This window comes from Micromonospora sp. RB23, assembly GCF_053585025.1.
In genome coordinates, this window is the sequence record NZ_CM132111.1 from 4,864,098 (window position 1) to 4,881,081 (window position 16,984).

A 16,984-nucleotide genomic window follows, 5' to 3' on the forward strand; every position below is an offset into this window, starting at 1 on the left:
AATTCACCGGAAACGTGGCGCGAATCGCCTGGTCAACCGCCCAGCACGCTGCTCCAGCGGATGAAACCGGGCAACAGGAGCACGGCGCACACCAGCGCCAGACCCGTCATCAACAGCGGCAGCCGTGCCCGCCGCAACGCGCGACGAAGGTACTCCTGGCGGATCTCCTGCTTCTCGGGTTCGCTGAAGTCGCGATCGATGTAGAGGTCGGCGTCCCGTTCCGCCGCCTGGAACAGGTGTGCCGCCCACGTCAGGAAAGCGGCGGCGACCACCCAGAGCGCCGAGTCCACCGCGACCTTGCCGGTCGACACGTCCGCGTCGGCCGGACCGGTGGAGACGGAGGTCAGCATGTTGATCCCGGCACCGGCGAAGAGCCCGGCCAGAAAGTTCAGTGTCGATGGCGCTGGTACCGCGATGCTCACGAGCGTACGTCCGATCTCGTGTCGGGTCAGGGCATGTCCGGCCAGGCGACGCCGCAGACCTCGCGGCCGAGGGCGTCGATCTGTTCCAGCAACTCCCGATCGGCCCGCTCGTCGAGCTGGGCCGTCAGCTTCCCGAGCCGCGCCCGGTAGGCCAGGTGCTCATTGATCACCCTGTCGACCGCCGGGGTACGCATCGGCCCGTCCCGCTTGGCGATGCGGTCGCGGATGGTCCCCTCGATCTGCTCGCACCCCTTCTGCCACTCGCGGAGTTGGCGCGCGGTCAGGGTCACCCCGGCGGAGGACGACGAGACGATCTCGGCCACGACGGCCACCTCCGCGGGCTCGGACGGGTCCGTCCGCCCCTGGTTGATGACGTCGCCTAACAGTTTCAGGCTCTCCAACCGCACGATCCGCCAGACGATGTCGGCGAGTTGCGCCGCCACGAAGGGAATGCGCAACCGCTCCTCCGGCGCGGTGGCCAGCAACGTCGGACTTCTCCGCTCGGTGGCGATCCGCTGGAACAGCGTCATCAGATGCTCCCGGGCGCCGTTGACGGCGCCGGTGCAGAGCAGCGTGGCGTCCAGCACCTGCGACATGTCGATCTCCCGCCCCGGGGTGGCCCACTCCCCTTCGCGTCCCATCAACCAGGCGTGCGCGGTCTTCATGTCGGGCCACATCTCCACGTCGGCGCGTACCAGGGCGCTGAGGCACATGGCGGTGGTGGCCTCCTCGCGGTTCCACGAACCGGTGCCGCTGCGCCACCAGTTGTCGAACGGCCCGCCCTCGGACACCGGCCGCAGAAGCCAGTTGCAGGCGCGCTTCACCACCGGGTGGTCGAAGCGCAGGTTCGCCTGGCACAGGCCGAGGACCACCCGCGCGGTCACCCACGGCACCCGCGCCGGATAGAAGTTGCCGTCCTCCTCCTGGGCCTGACGGGCCACCTCGACGAGCTGGTCGATCCGTTTCTGGTCCTGGTGGACGACCGGCGCGGCGCCCTCGAAGCCGAGCAGGAGACCGAGGACCCAGTTGCGGTACATCCGGTCGGTGTCCAGCTCGTCGGCGGTCATGCCGGCGAGGTGCGGCGCCGGCCCGAGGATCGCGTCCTCCTGCGCCATCGACTGTTGGATCTCGACGAAGTCCTCGTGGTCGGCGGTCACCCCACCCACCGGCTCAGGCAGCAGGCTGCCTGGCGCGTCGTAGCTCCAGCGGCTCCGAACCCCCTTGGCGATCTCGTACCAGGAGTCGACATGGTTGAGCTGGCTGAGCGCGCTCGCCGCGAAGACGGCGGCTCCGAGATTGTCCCCCCAGGACGGGTCCTCGACACTTCGCTTGCGCATCGACCGACCAAGTCGGATCAAGGTTTCCCAGGTGCTCAGCAGGTGCAGGGTGTCGGTACGCGCCAGGTCCGGCGAGACCAGTTGGTCGAGCCGCCCGAGCGTCGCCTGCATCAGGCGCTCCCCGCCACGCTGCAGGTGCAGCCACACGTTCCGCTCAGGGCGCTTCCACCGGTCGTCCGCGTCCCAGTGCCGGCGGGCGTGGTTCATCACGAGCTGTGCCCGGCGGCGGGAGCCGATCAGGTACGCGCCGTCGATCTGGTAGACGAGACCGTCGTCGCGCAACTGTCGCAACGTCGCCTCCAACGAGCCGGCCTCCCGGGTGGCCATCTGAAGCTCGAAAAACCCCAGGCAGGCCAGGCGGTAGAGCACCTCGCGCTGGTCATCGCTCGTCACCTGCCTGGTGTAGAACTCCTCCAGGTCCGCCTCCGTCGGCACGGTGCCACGCTCTTCGTACAACTCGATGGCGGTCAACGCGATGTGTGCGTCGTTCTGTGCCAGCCGTTTGATCGTCGGCCAGCTCGCCTCGTCGACGCCGCTGTCGATGAGCAACTGCTGGACCAACCACCGCCCCTCGGCGAGAACCTGGCGCAGGTCACGAGTGGGTTCACCGCGAGCGAGGATGTCGGCTGCCGACTTCCAACTCGACGCCAGCACCTGCAGGTCGAGCTTGAAGTCCGACCGCAGCCGGGTCACGCAGGCGAACAGCTCGTTCAGCAGCGGCAGGTTGGCGTGCAGGTTCTCCACCACGACCAGGTATCGGCCGCTGCGGCTGCCCTCCTGCTCCAGCAGGGCCAGCACGATCGACTCCGGACCGTCGGCCGGGTCGGTGAGGTTGAGCCACACGACCGCGTCGCCCTTGTCGAGCCGCTTCTCCGCGGCATTGGCCACCAGCGCGGACTTACCGCAGCCGTGCTCCCCGATGACGACCACGTCCCGGCCGGCCTCGAGATGCTGTTCGACCTGGGTGGCGCTGGCCGTCGAGCGGTGCAGCCGAGCGTAGTAACCCATCACCTTCTCGGGAGGCAGGGTGGCGTGCCCGACCCGCCGGGGGCGCCAGCCGGGACCGAACGGATCCTTCTGCAGCGCGTACGAGAGCAGCGCCAACGGTGTGACACCGTGGGCCTCGTTGCCGTTGACCGTGGCCCGGACGACCTTTTCGGAAAGTCTCGCCTCGGTGGGCTGCCCCATCGTGTCGACCCGGATGAGCAGTTCGTGCCCCATGTCGTCGCGGAACTCCGGCGTGACGCTCACGACCCGCAGCGCGGCGGGCCGTTCGTCGAGCATGCGGGTCTGGGCGATGAGGTCGTTCTGGGCCGCGGTGAGCAGATCCCATGCGCTCGCCGTCGGGCTGAGGGCGCTCGCGGCCAACCAGGGCGAATAGTCGGGCACCGACCCCCCCTTCGGCGATCACCGTGGGTCAAACGCGTCACCACGACAGGTAAATGCTAACCGTCAGTCCTTCCGCTGTCGCAGGGCAGGTCCACACGCAGACGGAGGTACTTGGTCCGCACCAGCTCACCGTCGACGGCCTTGACGTCCGAATCGGACACTCGGAAACCGGCCCGGTTGAACGCCGCCCGGACCTCGTCGGCATCCCCGAGGTCGTGGCTGGCCATCCGGGTCGCGTAGCGGCGCGCGGCGTCGGCGAGCTCGTCGAGCTCCACCGAGAGCAGTCCGCGCCAACCGGCGGCCCGCTCGCGGAACCTCAGCTCGAAGTCGTCGACGAGATCCAACACCCGGTGGCGGTCGTCCTGCTCCTCGTCGTCCTTGGGCCACTCGTTGCCGGGATGCAGTCGAACGGTGGTGATCACCGAGCCGCCCGGATTCAGCAGGGTGGACCAGCTACCGATCACGACATCCGCCGAGGCGCGGTTGAAGCGGGTGAGGAACGCATCGGCCAGCACCAGGTCGAAGCGACCGTCCTCGACGAGCCGGGCGACCTCCTCGGGGCGGGTCACGTCGGCCTGGTGTACCTGGACGCGGGAGCCGACCTGCTTGGCGTACCAGTCACAGGCGAGGAGCGGCGTCCGGCACTTGTCGAGCACGTGCACGTCCAGGTCGGCAGGAATTTGGCCCATGGCCGAGCGCACCGCCTCCAGGAGGAAGGCGAGGATGGTGTAGTCGGCCGTGCCGCTGATCAGCACCCGTCGCGCGCCCCCGCTGATCGCCTGGGCCAGCTGGTGCGCGTAGAACTCGGCGTGCCACTGAGGGCTGCTGACCATGTCGAACAGGCGGAGGTACTGCCAGGACTGGTGGTACCAGGAGCACCCGTTCTTGTCCAGGTGGGACGGTCCGCAGGACATCGGGGCCATCGCGTACAACATGTTCGCCGACTGGAGCAGCCAGCGGGTCAACTCCGGGCCGGGCCGACGCGGCCGGCCACGGTCCGGGAGGCAGGACTTCGTCATCAGACGGTCCCAGAGCAGCCGGGCCCGATTCACCTCCTCGGAGTGGCCACTGACCACCCAGGACGCGAGGCCGTCCCCGCCCACCTCCTGCCGGACCACGACCTGGCCGTCGATCAGCCACATGTCCGTCATCGGCACGATGGGTCTCTCGCCGGCGATGAAGACGGGGACGATGACCGCGTCCAGATCGTGCCGACGGTCTTCCGCCAACTGCTTGTCGATCTCCCCGGTGCCCACGTCCTCCCCCGGCACCAGGTACATCCGACGCACGGTCACGCGTTGCGCCAACTGGCGGAACACCGCCCGGGAGAATGGATCGGCGGGCCGACTCACCGCGGTGTACGGGACGATCTGACACAGTTCGTCGTGTACGCCCGCGACGAGCCCCTGCACCAGCTCGTCCATCGCCGCACCGGGCAGCCGCACGCAGTTGGGATCGGTGCCCTCGTAGGACGCCCGGTAGAAGAGGCTGGCCCGACGCGCCCGGTCGATCAGGTCGGCGGGCGAGACCTTCCCAGGTGCCCCCTTTCGTTCGGTCATGTCCGCCACTCCCTCACCCTCGCGAAGCCGTGATCACCAAATGGTGGCTGCCGGGCGCCAACGCGGCGTCCTGGATGAGCCACCCTGTGTCCCTGACGGCGGCGATGACGTCGGGATAGTTGAACCTGCGAGACTGGAAGCAGCGGATGCGGTGACCTGCCGGCACCTGCGTGCCGTCCAGGACACCGGGGCGTCGGAGGACCGCTTCGCCGGTCACCACCCCGTCCCGCCAGCGCAGCACGAAGTCCAGGTCGACCTCGGGCAGGCCGGCGGCGCGCAGTGGTTCCAGGGCCGCGTCACGGAACTCCGCGCACCGGTACGGCGACAACACCGTCGCTTCCGGCTCGTCCGGGTGGCCCACCACCACGCTCAGGACGAGCACGTCGTGCGGGCGCAGTGAGGCACGGATGTTCATCAGGGCGTCGGACGGGCATTCCAGGTTGCCGAGGGTGTGCCCGAGCAGGCAGACCACCACCGGCTCAGGGCCGGGCCGCCACCGTTCCACGCTCTCGGACGCGCCAGACTCGATGTCCCACACGTGAGAGTCAACGCTCATCTGCCCGTTGGCGAAGTGGGCCAGCCGGTGACAGGCGATGGCGAGCAGCGTGGCGCTGAAGTCCAACGCGAGGTAGCGCCGGCAGGGATGACCCAGGCTGGTCAAGCGGCCGAGGAAGGCGCTGCTGCGTCTGCCGTTGCCGGGGCCGATCTCCGCCACCGCCAACGCGCCGGCGGTCAACGCCCGTGCGGCCAGGAGGGCTTCGGCCTCGTGCCGGGCGGAGGCGAGCATGCTCAGGTAGTCGTCCGTGCCGGCGTACGCGTCGTGCGTGTGGGCCGCACTTCCGGCGTACGCGAACTTGAGTGGCAGCCGGCCGGCGCGGATGGCAGCCAGCGCGGCCCGGCGGTGTCGTTCGCACTCGAAGTGTGGGGACTCGCACCGAGCCGCTTCACCGGTGGGACCTGGTGGCACCGGCAGGTCGATGGCACCCGTGCCTCCCGCGCCGATCGTCTCCGCCACAATGCCCTCCGACGAAGCCAGAGCTGCCGTCGACCTGATAGTAGGGCAATGACGCTGGACAATGGTTCTCTTGCCCACAGGTTGTTTCACGATCTGCGATCGCGACACCTTATTCGGCAGGGCTAGCAGACCCAAAAGCCCGCCGCTATCGGCCATCGGCCGCGTCATTCTGACCGAACGGCTCACCCTGAGGCCCGCAGAGCGAATGCCGTCTCGGGGCGAGTCAGTCTGTCCGGCCACTACGATTGCGCAACTGTTGCACGGCCGCCCGGGCCGCGGTGGTGAACGTGGGAGCGGTGAACTGGTGTCGTTGCCAGTCACCGTGCAGTCCACCGATGTCGTCCACCCCCTCCTCCACCAGCAGCACCATGTACTTGTTGAAGGCGAGGGCGGCACCTTTCTCCTCGACCAGCCAGGCGCTCGTCGCGAACTTCTCCCCCGGGTCGGCGAACTGCCGGGCCCGGGTCATCAGAGATACGAAGAACTCGCACTCCCGAATACGGTTGAGCACCGCCATTCCCACGTATCCGTCCGCCGCCCGACCGGTGATCACGGTGAAGCCGTTGTCCTCCAACAATCCGCTGAGACCCCGGACGTACCCGTCCTCTTCCTTGAACCGGTACGACAGGAAGACGCTGTTACGGGCAATCTTCGGCCGCACCAGGCCAGGGTCGGGGCGGACATGCTCCAGAATCCGCACCTGGTCCACGTCCTCGACCAGCCGCTCCAATTCGTCGTCGCCACTGCTGGTCGCCCGGTCCCGCACCTCGCCGATGAGCCGATCCGCGCGCGACCTGCCCGTGGCGAGCAACCGGAACGCCTGGCAGTTGGTCAGGACCAGGTCGACCTCCGCCGACAACATGGCGGGCGGTGTGCGCTTGTCCAGGGTGAAGACTTCTCGAAGCCGGTTGCGGTCTCCGTGGTAGAAGGTCACCGCCTGCTGCTCCACCCGGGCCAGGTCGACATAGAGCACCGCGGCGGTTCCTCCGTCTGTCCTGGTGAGGAGGAACCGCCCTGCCTGGGCCAGATCGGTGCTGAGTGGGTCGACGATGACGACGTCGAACTGCCCCTCGTCCGACTCGCGGAGGGCGTCGGCGAGACTTTCGACCGCCACCACCCGCTCGACCAACGGACTGGAGGCGAGTTCCTGGTAGAGCCGTCCGGCGGCGGCGTTGTCGCTATCGCAGAGCAGCACGGTCAATCGGGGAAGGACAGCCACGATATTGCTCCATGAATGTCGGCATGACCGGGAATGGAGCACCAATGGTGGCACGTCCACCGGTGGGTCGCTTCCACGTTGCGTCGCCCGACAATGACCAAACGGATTCGTTCCGCGCCATTGGGACGGGCCGACATGGGCTGTGTGCTTCCTCAACCACGCGGCTGGGCCGCCGGTGGATGCCCGGCGTGGCGGTGTCGACGGGTGGCCGGCCGAGAGGGCTGTCGGCCGCCGCGGCGCTCCGCTCTGGCCCGCGACCTGCATCGCCGTCCGCGACAACGCACCGGCGACCGCTCCGAGGGGCCGACCGGTACGCCATCGCGCGAACCGTCGCCGCACCTCGTCACCGTGCGGCTCGTCGCAATAGGCGTGCGGCCACCACCGTCAGAGATCCGACAGGTCCCCGATCGCCATTCCACCGATCGTCGCCAATCCCCTTCGCGATGACGGCGAATCTCCACCGAGGCCCGGCACGGATTTCCGTGAGCGAATCAGGCTGCGGAAATGGGACCCTCCGGAGCGGCGGGTGGCGGCGTCGACAGGCTGGCGTTGGCCGCGTCGTGCGCCGTTTCGCGGGGCATCAGGCGGCCGCTGCGGTAGCCGATGCCGATGCCGGCGATCAGGACGAAGATCGCGCCGAACGTCTGGAGCGACCCGATCAGGGCGCCGCCGAGGCCCAGCAACGGCGCCGCGATGATCAGCATGACCCCGTCGCCGAGGCTGAAGGTCCCCGAGCGGGCCACCGCCCATCCGGTGAGGAACCACCCCAGGCTGTAGAACGTCGCGCCGAGCAGGACCAGCGACCGCGCGGTGGTGCCGAAGACCGGCGTCTGCTCCTCGAATCCGGCGAACGGCAGCATCAGCACCGTGCCGGCGATGCTGACCAGCAGCCCGGCGGCGGCCACCCGGCGGCTGCGGGTCGCGGCCAGCAGGCCGGTGAGGGCCAGCAGCGCGAGCAGGCCGAGCCAGACCGCCGCCACCCAGCCGATCAGGTACACCGCCTGGCCGTCCGCCGGGTACGGGTCGTTGCCCACCCCGCCGTCACTGGCCATCGCCACGGCGCCGTAGAGGATGGCGTACGCGGGCAGCAGCCACACCGCGGCCCGCGCGAACCGGCGTACCGACCAGGCCCAACTGGCGTTCGTGGCCGGCGCGAGCGGGGTGGGCTCGCCGACGAACGGCAGTACGCCGAAGCCGCCGCCGCTGCGCCGGGAGCCCAGGGGCGCGACCGGGTCGTGTGCGCCGGGCACCGGGGCCGAGGACCACATCCGATTCGCCGGATCCTTCATGCGTCACCTCGCTCGTCCGCGAGCGGTGCGAGACGCGCCGGGGCGCCCCGATTGCCTGGTCACCACCCGTCCTAGGACCGATCGTGGCAGGCGTCGGAGCGCCCCATGAGTCTTTCTCGCATTTAGCCGGCCAGGCGGCTGACGCCCGACGTCGACCGCGCGTCGACGCAGCGCCGCGCGGGCCGGCAGCGCGGTACGGGTCAGCCGCGCTCGCGCTGGTCCGTCGGGTCGTTGACCAGGCTGTCCGGGGTGACCGGCTCCGGCGCGGGCAACCCCTGCGGCTTGTTGCCGCCGGTGGCCTGCGCCTCGGCGACGCGTACCTCGTCGTGGATCTGCTGGGCGGCGTCGGCCGCGGCCCGCGCCGCCTCCGCGGCCTCGCGCTCGACCTGGCTCGCGTGGTCCGCGGCCTCCGGCGCGGGCACATCCCCCACCATCTGGCTCAGCCCACCGAGCGCGCCGCCCATGCCCTCCAGGGCCTTGGTCAGCTCGGCCGGGACGATCCAGACCTTGTTGGCGCTGCCCTGGGCGATCTGCGGCAGAGCCTGCAGGTACTGGTAGGCGAGGACCTTCTGGCTCGGGTTCGCCTGGTGGATCGCGTCGAACACCGTCCGGATCGCCTTCGCCTGACCCTCGGCCTGCAGGATGCGGGCCTGCCGGTCACCGTCGGCCCGCAGCACCGCGGACTGCTTCTCACCCTCGGCGGTGAGGATCTGCGACTGCTTGTGCCCCTCGGCCGTCAGGATCGCGGCGCGGCGGTCCCGCTCGGCGCGCATCTGCTTCTCCATCGAGTCGCGGATGCTGGCCGGCGGCTCGATCGCCTTGATCTCGACCCGGGTGACCTTGATGCCCCAGCGGCCGGTCGTCTCGTCCAGCACCCCGGACAGGTGCCGGTTGATCTCGTCCCGGCTGGTCAGCGCCCGCTCCAGGTCGAGCGAGCCGATCACGTTACGCAGCGTCGTCACCGTCAACTGCTCGATGGCCTGAAGGAAGCTGGAGATCTCGTACGTCGCCCGGACCGGGTCGACCACCTTGAAGTAGAGGACCGTGTCGATCGAGACCACCAGGTTGTCCGAGGTGATCACCGGCTGCGGCGGGAAGCTGACCACCTGCTCGCGCATGTCGACCTTGGTACGGACCGCGTCGATGAACGGCACCAGCAGGTTGAGACCGGGGCTCAGGGTGCGCTTGTACTTACCGAGCCGTTCCACCACGTCATGGCGCTGCTGCGGCACGATCCGCACCGCCTTGGCCAGCGTTATCACGGCGATCAGCGCCACCGCGATCACCAGCACCCCGACTATCGTCATCCCGTTCACCCTCTCGCTTCCGGCAGCTCGCCGGCGGAAGAAACATCGTCCTGCCACACCAGGGCGGTCGCGCCCCGGACCTTTATCACCCGAACCCGTTGTCCGGGCTCGAAAATCTGCGTCGTGTCGTACGGCCGGGCACTCCACAACTCCCCGTCGATCTTGACGAGGCCGTGGTCGGCGTCCACCCGCTCCAAAACCAGCGCCGAGGAGCCCTCGATCGCCTCCACGCCGAACGGCTGGTCGCCGCTCTCCAGCGCGGACCGGCCGTGCCGCTTGATCACCGGCCGGACCACCACCAGACTCAGCGCGGACACCACCGCGAAGACCAGCGCCTGCACGGCGACCGGCGCACCCAGGGCCGCAGCGCCCGCAGCGGCGAACGCGCCGACCCCGAACATGATCAGAAACAGGGTCGTCGTAAAGATCTCGGCGACCGCCAACACCACACCCAGCACGATCCACACCACGGCGTCCACCCCACGATCGTGACATGCAAATGCTCGCGCGGCTTCCCCACGATGATCAGTAGGCTCGGCGAGGCCCCTTCCCGACCCCCGCTCCCAGGGGACCGACCCGAGGAGATCCGTTGCCCCTGCTGCCCGAGACCGCCCGACAGATCGACAACCAGGTCGCCCAGGCACAGGCCGACGGTCACGTTCCGTCGCTGGTGCTGGGCGTGGTCCGCGACGGCGCGCTGGCGCACCTGGCCCTCGCCGGCGAACACCCGCGCCCGGACGTCGACCTGCAGTACCGGGTGGGCTCGATCAGCAAGACGATGACCGCCACCCTGATCATGCAGCTACGCGACGCCGGCCGACTGGCTCTCGACGACCGGCTGGAGCAGCACCTGCCGGGCACCGGCCTCGGCGCGCTCACCCTGCGCCACCTCCTCGGGCACGCCAGCGGCCTGCAACGCGAACCCGAGGGCGACTGGTGGGAGCGGGCCGAGGGCGTCGACCTGCCGACCCTGCTCGCCGGGGTCACCGCCGACAAGATCGCTCACCCGCCGCACACCACGTACCACTACTCCAACCTGGCGTACGGGCTGCTCGGCGGGCTGCTCGAACGACTCACCGGGACGCCCTGGGCGGACCTGCTCGACCAGCGGATCCTCGCTCCGCTGGGCCTGCGCCGCACCACCTACGCGGCCACCGAGCCGTACGCCCGCGGCTACGTCGTCCACCCCTGGCACGGCACCTTGCGCGAGGAGCCGCGCACCGACACCGGCGCGATGGCCCCGGCCGGGCAGCTCTGGTCGACGATCGAGGACCTGGGCCGCTGGGCCGCGTTCCTGGCCGACCCCGACCCGTCGGTGCTGGCCGCCGAGACGCTGACCGAGATGTGCGCGCCCGTGGTGATCAGCGACCTCGACTCGTGGACCGGCGGGCACGGCCTGGGGCTGGAGCTCTACCGCGACGGCGAACGCGTGTACGTCGGGCACGGCGGATCGATGCCCGGGTACGTGGCCGCCCTCGTGGTGCACCGGCCCAGCCGTACCGCCGTGGTCGGCTTCGCCAACTCGTACGGCTTCCCGATCACCACGCTCGGCCGTCGGCTGCTGACCAACGTGCTGGACGCCGAACCCCCGGCGCCGCAGTCGTGGCGGCCGGCCACCGCCGCGCCCGCGGCCGAGGTCGGCGAGCTGACCGGCCGCTGGTGGTGGATGGGCACCTCGCTGGACCTGAGCTGGGACGCGGGTGACCTGGTGGCCCACGTACGCGGCGAGCGGGTGAGCCGGTTCGCCGCCGAGGGGACGGACCGCTGGCGGGGACGCTCCGGCCCGGAGAACGGCGAGATCCTGTCGGTGTTGCGCGACGACGACGGACGGGCGACGGCGATCGACATCGCCACGTTCGTCTTCACGCGCAGCCCGGACGAGGCCCCCTGACCCGCGGCACGGCGGACCAGGCGGTCAGGCCGGCTCGGTGACGAAGTCGATCAGACGCTCCATGGCGTTGATCAGCGGGGTCTCGACGTCGGCGAACGTGTTCACCCGGGACAGGATGTGCCGCCACATGTCGGCCGGCTCCGCCACCCCGAGAGCCGCGCACACACCCTCCTTCCACGGCCGCCCCGGGGGCACCACCGGCCAGGCCGCGATGCCCAGCGCCGCCGGCTTGACCGCCTGCCACACGTCGACGTACGGGTGCCCGGTGACCAGCACGTACGGCGAGGTCACCCGGGCCACGATGCGGCTCTCCTTGCTGCCCGGCACCAGGTGGTCGACGAGCACGCCGAGTCGTCGGGTCGGGCCGGGGCCGAAGTCGCGGACGGCGGCGTCCAGATCGTCGATGCCGTCGAGTGGCTCCACGACGACACCCTCGATCCGCAGGTCGTCGCCCCAGATGCGCTCGACCAGCGCGGCGTCGTGGATGCCCTCGACCCAGATCCGGCTGGCCTTGGCCACCTGGGCGCGGACGTTGTCCACGGCCACCGAACCGGACGCGGTCCGCCGACGGGCCGCCGGCACCGGCGCGCGGGTCGGCCGGCGCAGTGTCACCGGCCTCCCGTCGAGCAGGAACGCCGCCGGCAGCAGCGGGAAGTTGCGTCGTTTACCGTGCCGGTCCTCCAACACCACCGCGCCGGCCTCGAAACCCACCACCGCGCCGCAGAACCCGGAGTCGGCATCCTCGACCACGAGATCCGGTTCGGCGTCCACCTCGGGGGTGACCCTCCGCCGTCGCCAGTCCCCGGCCAGCACGTCCTCGCCGTATCGCCCCGCCATGTCGATCACGCTAGCCGCCCCTCCCCAACCCACTCCCCCCGACACACCGTCCCCACCGTCCCCACCCCACCCCACCCCGTCCCCACCCCACCCCACCCCACCACGTCGATCATGGAGTTGTGGTGGTGCACAAAGCGCCGCCAACCGCCAGCAATCAGGCACCGCAACTCCATGATCGGCGCGATCGGGGTGGGTGGTGGCGGGTTGGAGGTAGGCGGGGCAGGGCGGTAGTGGAGGGGGCGAAGGGGGCAGTTCGGGGCAGGCAGGGCGGCCGGAGCGGCAGCCGAGACAGGGCCACCGATCACCACGTACCCTTTCGGCATGTCCACCCCCGCAACGGGCGCGGCCACGCTTGCGCCGCGCCGGTCGAGCCGGTTCGTTGCCTGGGTGCGCGCGTGGCGCGCCGGGTTGGTGCCGTACGACGAGGTCGCCGACGCCATCGCCGGTGACGAGGAACACCTCGTCGCGGACGCCCCGGGCACCTGGACCGACGTCCCGCTGGGCGCCGCGCTGCCCACCCTGGCCAAGCTGTCGCCCGACGAGATCCGACTGGTGCTGCCCGCGCCGGGTGACCCACGTGGTCTGCCCGGTCCCGGAGACTTCGCCGGAGCGGCACTGGTGGCGGGTGAGGCGGTGGTGGCCGGTGGGCTGGGCCTGATCCCGCAGGTACGCAACCACACCTCCGGCTCGGGCGACTGTTTCGAGACGGTGCTGTGGCGGGTGTACCCGCTGCCGGCCGACGCGCCGGCCGCCTCGCTGTCGCTGCCGGGGGCCGCCGAGGCGGAGGCCGAGTTGGCCGCCGCGCTGGCCGAGACGACCGCTGTGCTGACCCGCCTCGACGTGGCCCAGTGGCGGCCCGAGCTGGCCGGTGCGCTGGCCGCACTGCGCCGCCCGGACGGCACCACCGATCTGCCGCCGGGGTTCGACCCGCGAGCCCGCCGGCTGTTCGCCCGGGCGGCGGTGCTCGACCGGGTGCTGGCGTTGGCCGGGCACGCCGCCCCGGGCGGCGCGATCAACAACTACGAGGCGCAGCAACGGGACGCGGCGCTGCGCCCGCTCACCGCGGCCTGCCGCCAGGCCCTGGTGGCCGCCTGCAACGCCCCCCTACGCCCCTAACGCCACCGCCCCGCCTCACCGCACCCCCCGTCACCGCCCCCCGCCTCGTCGATCTTGCACTTTCTGCTGCGACCTTAAGGACGTAACGCCCCATACCGTCGACAGCAAATGCAAGATCGACGAGGACGGGAGCGAGCGGCAAAGGGCGAGCGGCGGGGTTAGATTTCGTCGAGCAGGTCGGCGACCGAGTTGACGATGCGGGACGGGCGGTACGGGTAGCGCTCGGCTTCGGTACGGCTGCTGATGCCGGTGAGCACCAGGATGGTCTCCAGCCCGGCCTCCAGGCCACAGAGGACGTCGGTGTCCATCCGGTCACCGATCATCGCGGTGGTCTCCGAGTGCGCGTTGATCGTGTTCAGGGCCGATCGCATCATCATCGGGTTGGGCTTACCGACGAAGTACGGCTCCACCCCCGTCGCCTTGGAGATCATGGCGGCGACCGAGCCGGCGGCCGGCAACGCGCCCTCCACGGACGGGCCGGTCACGTCCGGGTTGGTGCAGATGAACCGGGCCCCGTCGTTGATCAGCCGGATCGCCTTGGTGATCGCCTCGAAGCTGTAGGTGCGGGTCTCGCCGAGCACCACGTAGTCCGGGGCGAAGTCGGTGAGCACGTACCCGACCGCGTGCAGCGCCGTGGTCAGACCGGCCTCGCCGATGACGTACGCGGTGCCACCCGGTCGCTGGTCGGCGAGGAACTGGCCGGTGGCCAGAGCGGAAGACCAGATCGACTCCTCCGGCACGTCCAGCCCCATCCGGCTCAACCGGGCCGTCAGGTCCCGCGGCGTGTAGATCGAGTTGTTGGTCAGCACGAGGAACGGCTTGCCGGAGGCGCGGAGCCGGTTGACGAACTCCGGCGCCCCGGGCACCGGCTGGCCCTCGTGCACCAGCACACCGTCCATGTCGGTGAGCCAGCTCTGCACGGGCTTGCGGTCATGCATCGGTGCCCCCAGCAGGCGTCGGTCGGCGGGTCGGTACGCAGCAGACGGTCGGGCAGGTGTCCCACATGGGCAGGTCGCCGAGGCGCCGGCGGAGCTGCGCGCCGTCCGGGTCGGTCCGTTCGGTGGCCAGTTCCCGGACCATCGCCACGAAGCGCGGGTCGGTGCCCGGGGTGCCGGCGCGGACGAAGTCCAGGCCGAGCTGCTTGGCCGTCTCCAGGGCCTCGGTGTCCAGGTCCCACACCACCTCCAGGTGGTCGGAGACGAATCCGATCGGGCTGACCACCACGCTCGTCGTGCCGTCCTCGGCGAGCGCGCCGAGGTGGTCGTTGATGTCGGGTTCCAGCCACGGCACGTGCGGGGGGCCGGACCGGCTCTGCCACACCAGGTCGTACGCCAGGTCGGGTGCGGCGGCCGCGGCCACCAGCCGGGCGGTCTCGCGTAGCTGCGCCTCGTAGCGGCCGCCGTGCGGACCGGCGTTGGCCGCCATCGAGGACGGGATGGAGTGGGCGGTGAACACCAGTCGGGTGGTGTCCCGCTTGGCGGGGTCGAGTTGGGCGAGGGCGGCCCGGACCGCGTCGACGTGGGGCTCGACGAAACCGGGGTGGTCCCAGAACTGCCGCAGCTTCTCGATCACCGGCGCGTCGGCTCCGACGGCGGCGCGGGCGGCGGCGATGTCCTCCTGGTACTGCCGGCAGGACGAGTACCCGCCGTAGGCGCTGGTGACGAAGGCCAGCGCCCGGGTCACGCCGTCGTCGCGCATCTGGCCCACGGTGTCGGCGAGCATCGGATCCCAGTTGCGGTTGCCCCAGTAGACGGGCAGATCGACACCGTGCGCGGCGAAGTCGGCGCGGACGGCGGCCAGCAGGTCACGGCACTGCTGGTTGATCGGGGACACCCCACCGAAGTGCTGGTAGTGCTCGGCGACCTCGGCCAGCCGCTCGGGCGGCACCCCCCGGCCACGGGTCACGTTCTGCAGGAACGGCATCACGTCCTCCGGCCGTTCCGGCCCGCCGAAGGACACCAGCACCACCGCGTCGTACGCCATGGGGGTCATTCTTCTACCTCGCCCACGACGGCCCGGCGACGCCCCCCGGTCCGGACGCGCAGATCACGCGCGCGGCCCCCGGGGGCGTCGCCGGAAGGAGCGTCAGGCGCCGATGGCGTGGTACCCGCCGTCGACGTGCACGATCTCGCCGGTGGTGGCCGGGAACCAGTCGGACAGCAGCGCCAGGCAGGCCCGCGCGGCGGGCTCCTGGTCGGTGAGGTTCCAGCCGAGCGGGGCGCGCTCGCTCCAGGCGGTCTCGAACTGGTCGAAGCCGGGGATCGACTTGGCGGCGATGGTACGCAGCGGCCCGGCGGCGACCAGGTTGCTGCGGATGCCCTGCTTGCCCAGGTGCAGGGCCAGGTAGCGGGACGCGGACTCCAGGCCGGCCTTGGCCACGCCCATCCAGTCGTAGACCGGCCACGCCTTGGTGGCGTCGAAGGTCAGGCCGACCACCGCACCGCCGCTCGACATCAGCGGCAGTGCCGCCATCGCGAGGGACTTGTACGAGTAGGTCGAGACGTGCAGGGCGGTCGCCACGTCCTCCCACGGCGCGTCGAGGAAGCCACCGCCGAGGCAGCTCTGTGGGGCGAAGCCGATCGAGTGCACCACGCCGTCGAGCCCGTCGACGTGCTCGCGGACCCGGTCGGCGAGGCTGGCCAGGTGCTCGGCGTTGGTCACGTCGACCTCGATCACCGGCGCGGGCTCGGGCAGCCGCTTGGCGATCCGCTCGACCAGGGAGAGCCGGCCGAAGCCGGTGAGCACGACCTGAGCGCCGTTCTCCTGGGCGAGCTTCGCCACCGAGAAGGCGATCGAGGCGTCGGTGATGACACCGGTGACGAGCAGCCGCTTACCGGCGAGCAGTCCGGACATGCAGGGTTTCCTCCGTAGTCAGAGAAGGTCAGTGGCCCATGCCGAGGCCGCCGTCGACCGGGATCACGGCGCCGGAGACGTACCCGGCGGCATCCGAGGCCAGCCAGGTGACCACTGCGGCCACCTCGTCCGGGCTGGCCATGCGGCCGGCCGGGATGGACTTGCGGATCTCCGCCTTGCGGTCGTCGGACAGGCCGGCGGTCATGTCGGTGTCGATGAAGCCGGGCGCCACCACGTTCGCGGTGATGTTGCGGCTGCCCAGCTCGCGGGTGATCGAGCGGGCGACGCCGACCAGGCCGGCCTTGCTGGCGGCGTAGTTGACCTGACCGGCGCCGCCGGAGAGGCCCACCACGGACGAGATGAAGATCATGCGGCCCCACTTGGCCCGCAGCATCTTTCCGGAGGCGCGCTTGGCGACCCGGAACGCGCCGGTGAGGTTGGTGTCGACCACACCGGTGAACTGCTCCTCGGACATCCGCAGCAGCAGCGTGTCGTCGGTCATTCCGGCGTTGGCGACCACCACCTCGACCGGACCCAGCTCGGCCTCGACGGCGGTGAACGCGGCGTCGATCGAGGCCGCGTCGGTGACGTCGGCCCGTACGCCGAACAGCCCCTCGGGGGGCTCGCCGCTGCGGTGGGTGACCGCCACCCGGTCGCCCTGCTTGGCGAAGGCCTGCGCGATGGCCAGGCCGATTCCCCGGTTGCCGCCGGTCACCAGCACGGTACGGGCCACGGTTCCTCCTTGCGACT

Annotated in this window: 15 protein-coding genes; 2 read left to right on the plus strand and 13 right to left on the minus strand. The window is 70.6% G+C overall.

Translation table 11 applies throughout. From position 1 onward, the window contains the following. Window positions 1-32 precede the first annotated feature (32 nt). The 8 genes from ACTFTM_RS22050 to ACTFTM_RS22085 all read right to left on the minus strand — a co-directional run bounded on the left by ACTFTM_RS22050 (window position 33) and on the right by ACTFTM_RS22085 (window position 10,016). Complete coding sequence (locus ACTFTM_RS22050; protein WP_449562384.1) at window positions 33-422, minus strand: hypothetical protein; 390 nt, start codon at window positions 420-422, stop codon at window positions 33-35. A 26-nt stretch (window positions 423-448) separates the two neighbouring features. Next, complete coding sequence (locus ACTFTM_RS22055; RefSeq protein ID WP_449562385.1) at window positions 449-3,148, minus strand: hypothetical protein; 2,700 nt, start codon at window positions 3,146-3,148, stop codon at window positions 449-451. 56 nt (window positions 3,149-3,204) lie between these two features. Further along, a complete protein-coding gene (locus ACTFTM_RS22060) occupies window positions 3,205-4,707 on the minus strand; it encodes a class I SAM-dependent methyltransferase (protein ID WP_449562386.1) in 1,503 nt (500 codons plus the stop codon). Between the two features lie 13 nt (window positions 4,708-4,720). Continuing rightward, the gene (locus ACTFTM_RS22065) at window positions 4,721-5,722 is read right to left on the minus strand and encodes an L-histidine N(alpha)-methyltransferase (RefSeq protein WP_449562387.1); all 1,002 of its coding nucleotides are present in this window, start codon (window positions 5,720-5,722) and stop codon (window positions 4,721-4,723) included. Between the two features lie 223 nt (window positions 5,723-5,945). Beyond that, window positions 5,946-6,941 (minus strand): hypothetical protein, encoded by a 996-nt coding sequence (locus ACTFTM_RS22070; RefSeq protein ID WP_449562388.1) that lies wholly within the window; start codon window positions 6,939-6,941, stop codon window positions 5,946-5,948. Window positions 6,942-7,432: 491 nt separating this feature from the next. Continuing rightward, on the minus strand, window positions 7,433-8,230 hold the full coding sequence (locus tag ACTFTM_RS22075; protein WP_449562389.1) for a hypothetical protein: 798 nt from the start codon (window positions 8,228-8,230) through the stop codon (window positions 7,433-7,435). Between the two features lie 200 nt (window positions 8,231-8,430). Further along, on the minus strand, window positions 8,431-9,537 hold the full coding sequence (locus tag ACTFTM_RS22080; RefSeq protein ID WP_449562390.1) for an SPFH domain-containing protein: 1,107 nt from the start codon (window positions 9,535-9,537) through the stop codon (window positions 8,431-8,433). Window positions 9,538-9,542: 5 nt separating this feature from the next. Then, on the minus strand, window positions 9,543-10,016 hold the full coding sequence (locus ACTFTM_RS22085) for an NfeD family protein (protein WP_449562391.1): 474 nt from the start codon (window positions 10,014-10,016) through the stop codon (window positions 9,543-9,545). 110 nt (window positions 10,017-10,126) lie between these two features. Between ACTFTM_RS22085 and ACTFTM_RS22090 the strand changes: the two genes are divergently transcribed. Continuing rightward, window positions 10,127-11,428, plus strand: coding sequence for a serine hydrolase domain-containing protein (locus ACTFTM_RS22090; RefSeq protein WP_449562392.1), 1,302 nt, complete (start codon window positions 10,127-10,129; stop codon window positions 11,426-11,428). Between the two features lie 24 nt (window positions 11,429-11,452). Here the strand turns inward: ACTFTM_RS22090 and ACTFTM_RS22095 are convergent, their stop codons facing one another. Further along, entirely contained in the window at window positions 11,453-12,265 is an 813-nt protein-coding gene (locus ACTFTM_RS22095) for a DUF3097 domain-containing protein (RefSeq protein ID WP_449562393.1), read from the minus strand. A 321-nt stretch (window positions 12,266-12,586) separates the two neighbouring features. On the opposite strand from ACTFTM_RS22095, the gene ACTFTM_RS22100 reads away from it, so the two are divergent. Continuing rightward, entirely contained in the window at window positions 12,587-13,381 is a 795-nt protein-coding gene (locus ACTFTM_RS22100) for a hypothetical protein (RefSeq protein ID WP_449562394.1), read from the plus strand. Between the two features lie 158 nt (window positions 13,382-13,539). Here ACTFTM_RS22100 and ACTFTM_RS22105 read toward each other — a convergent pair whose 3' ends face one another. From ACTFTM_RS22105 to fabG, 4 genes are all read right to left on the minus strand, one after another. Then, window positions 13,540-14,319 (minus strand): HAD-IIA family hydrolase, encoded by a 780-nt coding sequence (locus ACTFTM_RS22105; protein WP_421472120.1) that lies wholly within the window; start codon window positions 14,317-14,319, stop codon window positions 13,540-13,542. Next, entirely contained in the window at window positions 14,312-15,364 is a 1,053-nt protein-coding gene (locus ACTFTM_RS22110; protein ID WP_449562395.1) for a ferrochelatase, read from the minus strand. Before ACTFTM_RS22110 ends, ACTFTM_RS22105 begins: the two co-directional genes overlap by 8 nt. Before the next feature lie 102 nt (window positions 15,365-15,466). Next, on the minus strand, window positions 15,467-16,234 hold the full coding sequence (fabI, locus tag ACTFTM_RS22115) for an enoyl-ACP reductase FabI (protein WP_355052726.1): 768 nt from the start codon (window positions 16,232-16,234) through the stop codon (window positions 15,467-15,469). Window positions 16,235-16,262: 28 nt separating this feature from the next. Then, window positions 16,263-16,967, minus strand: a complete 705-nt coding sequence (gene fabG, locus ACTFTM_RS22120; RefSeq protein ID WP_449562396.1) for a 3-oxoacyl-ACP reductase FabG — start codon at window positions 16,965-16,967, stop codon at window positions 16,263-16,265. Window positions 16,968-16,984 lie beyond the last annotated feature (17 nt).

Coding starts and splice junctions, on each gene's coding strand:
- fabI (WP_355052726.1), bottom strand. CDS start 16,234: ATGTCCGGACTGCTCGCCGGTAAGCGGCTGCTCGTCACCGGTGTCATC.
- ACTFTM_RS22075 (WP_449562389.1), bottom strand. CDS start 8,230: ATGAAGGATCCGGCGAATCGGATGTGGTCCTCGGCCCCGGTGCCCGGC.
- ACTFTM_RS22060 (WP_449562386.1), bottom strand. CDS start 4,707: ATGACCGAACGAAAGGGGGCACCTGGGAAGGTCTCGCCCGCCGACCTG.
- ACTFTM_RS22100 (WP_449562394.1), top strand. CDS start 12,587: ATGTCCACCCCCGCAACGGGCGCGGCCACGCTTGCGCCGCGCCGGTCG.
- ACTFTM_RS22095 (WP_449562393.1), bottom strand. CDS start 12,265: ATGGCGGGGCGATACGGCGAGGACGTGCTGGCCGGGGACTGGCGACGG.
- ACTFTM_RS22080 (WP_449562390.1), bottom strand. CDS start 9,537: ATGACGATAGTCGGGGTGCTGGTGATCGCGGTGGCGCTGATCGCCGTG.
- ACTFTM_RS22105 (WP_421472120.1), bottom strand. CDS start 14,319: ATGCATGACCGCAAGCCCGTGCAGAGCTGGCTCACCGACATGGACGGT.
- ACTFTM_RS22110 (WP_449562395.1), bottom strand. CDS start 15,364: ATGGCGTACGACGCGGTGGTGCTGGTGTCCTTCGGCGGGCCGGAACGG.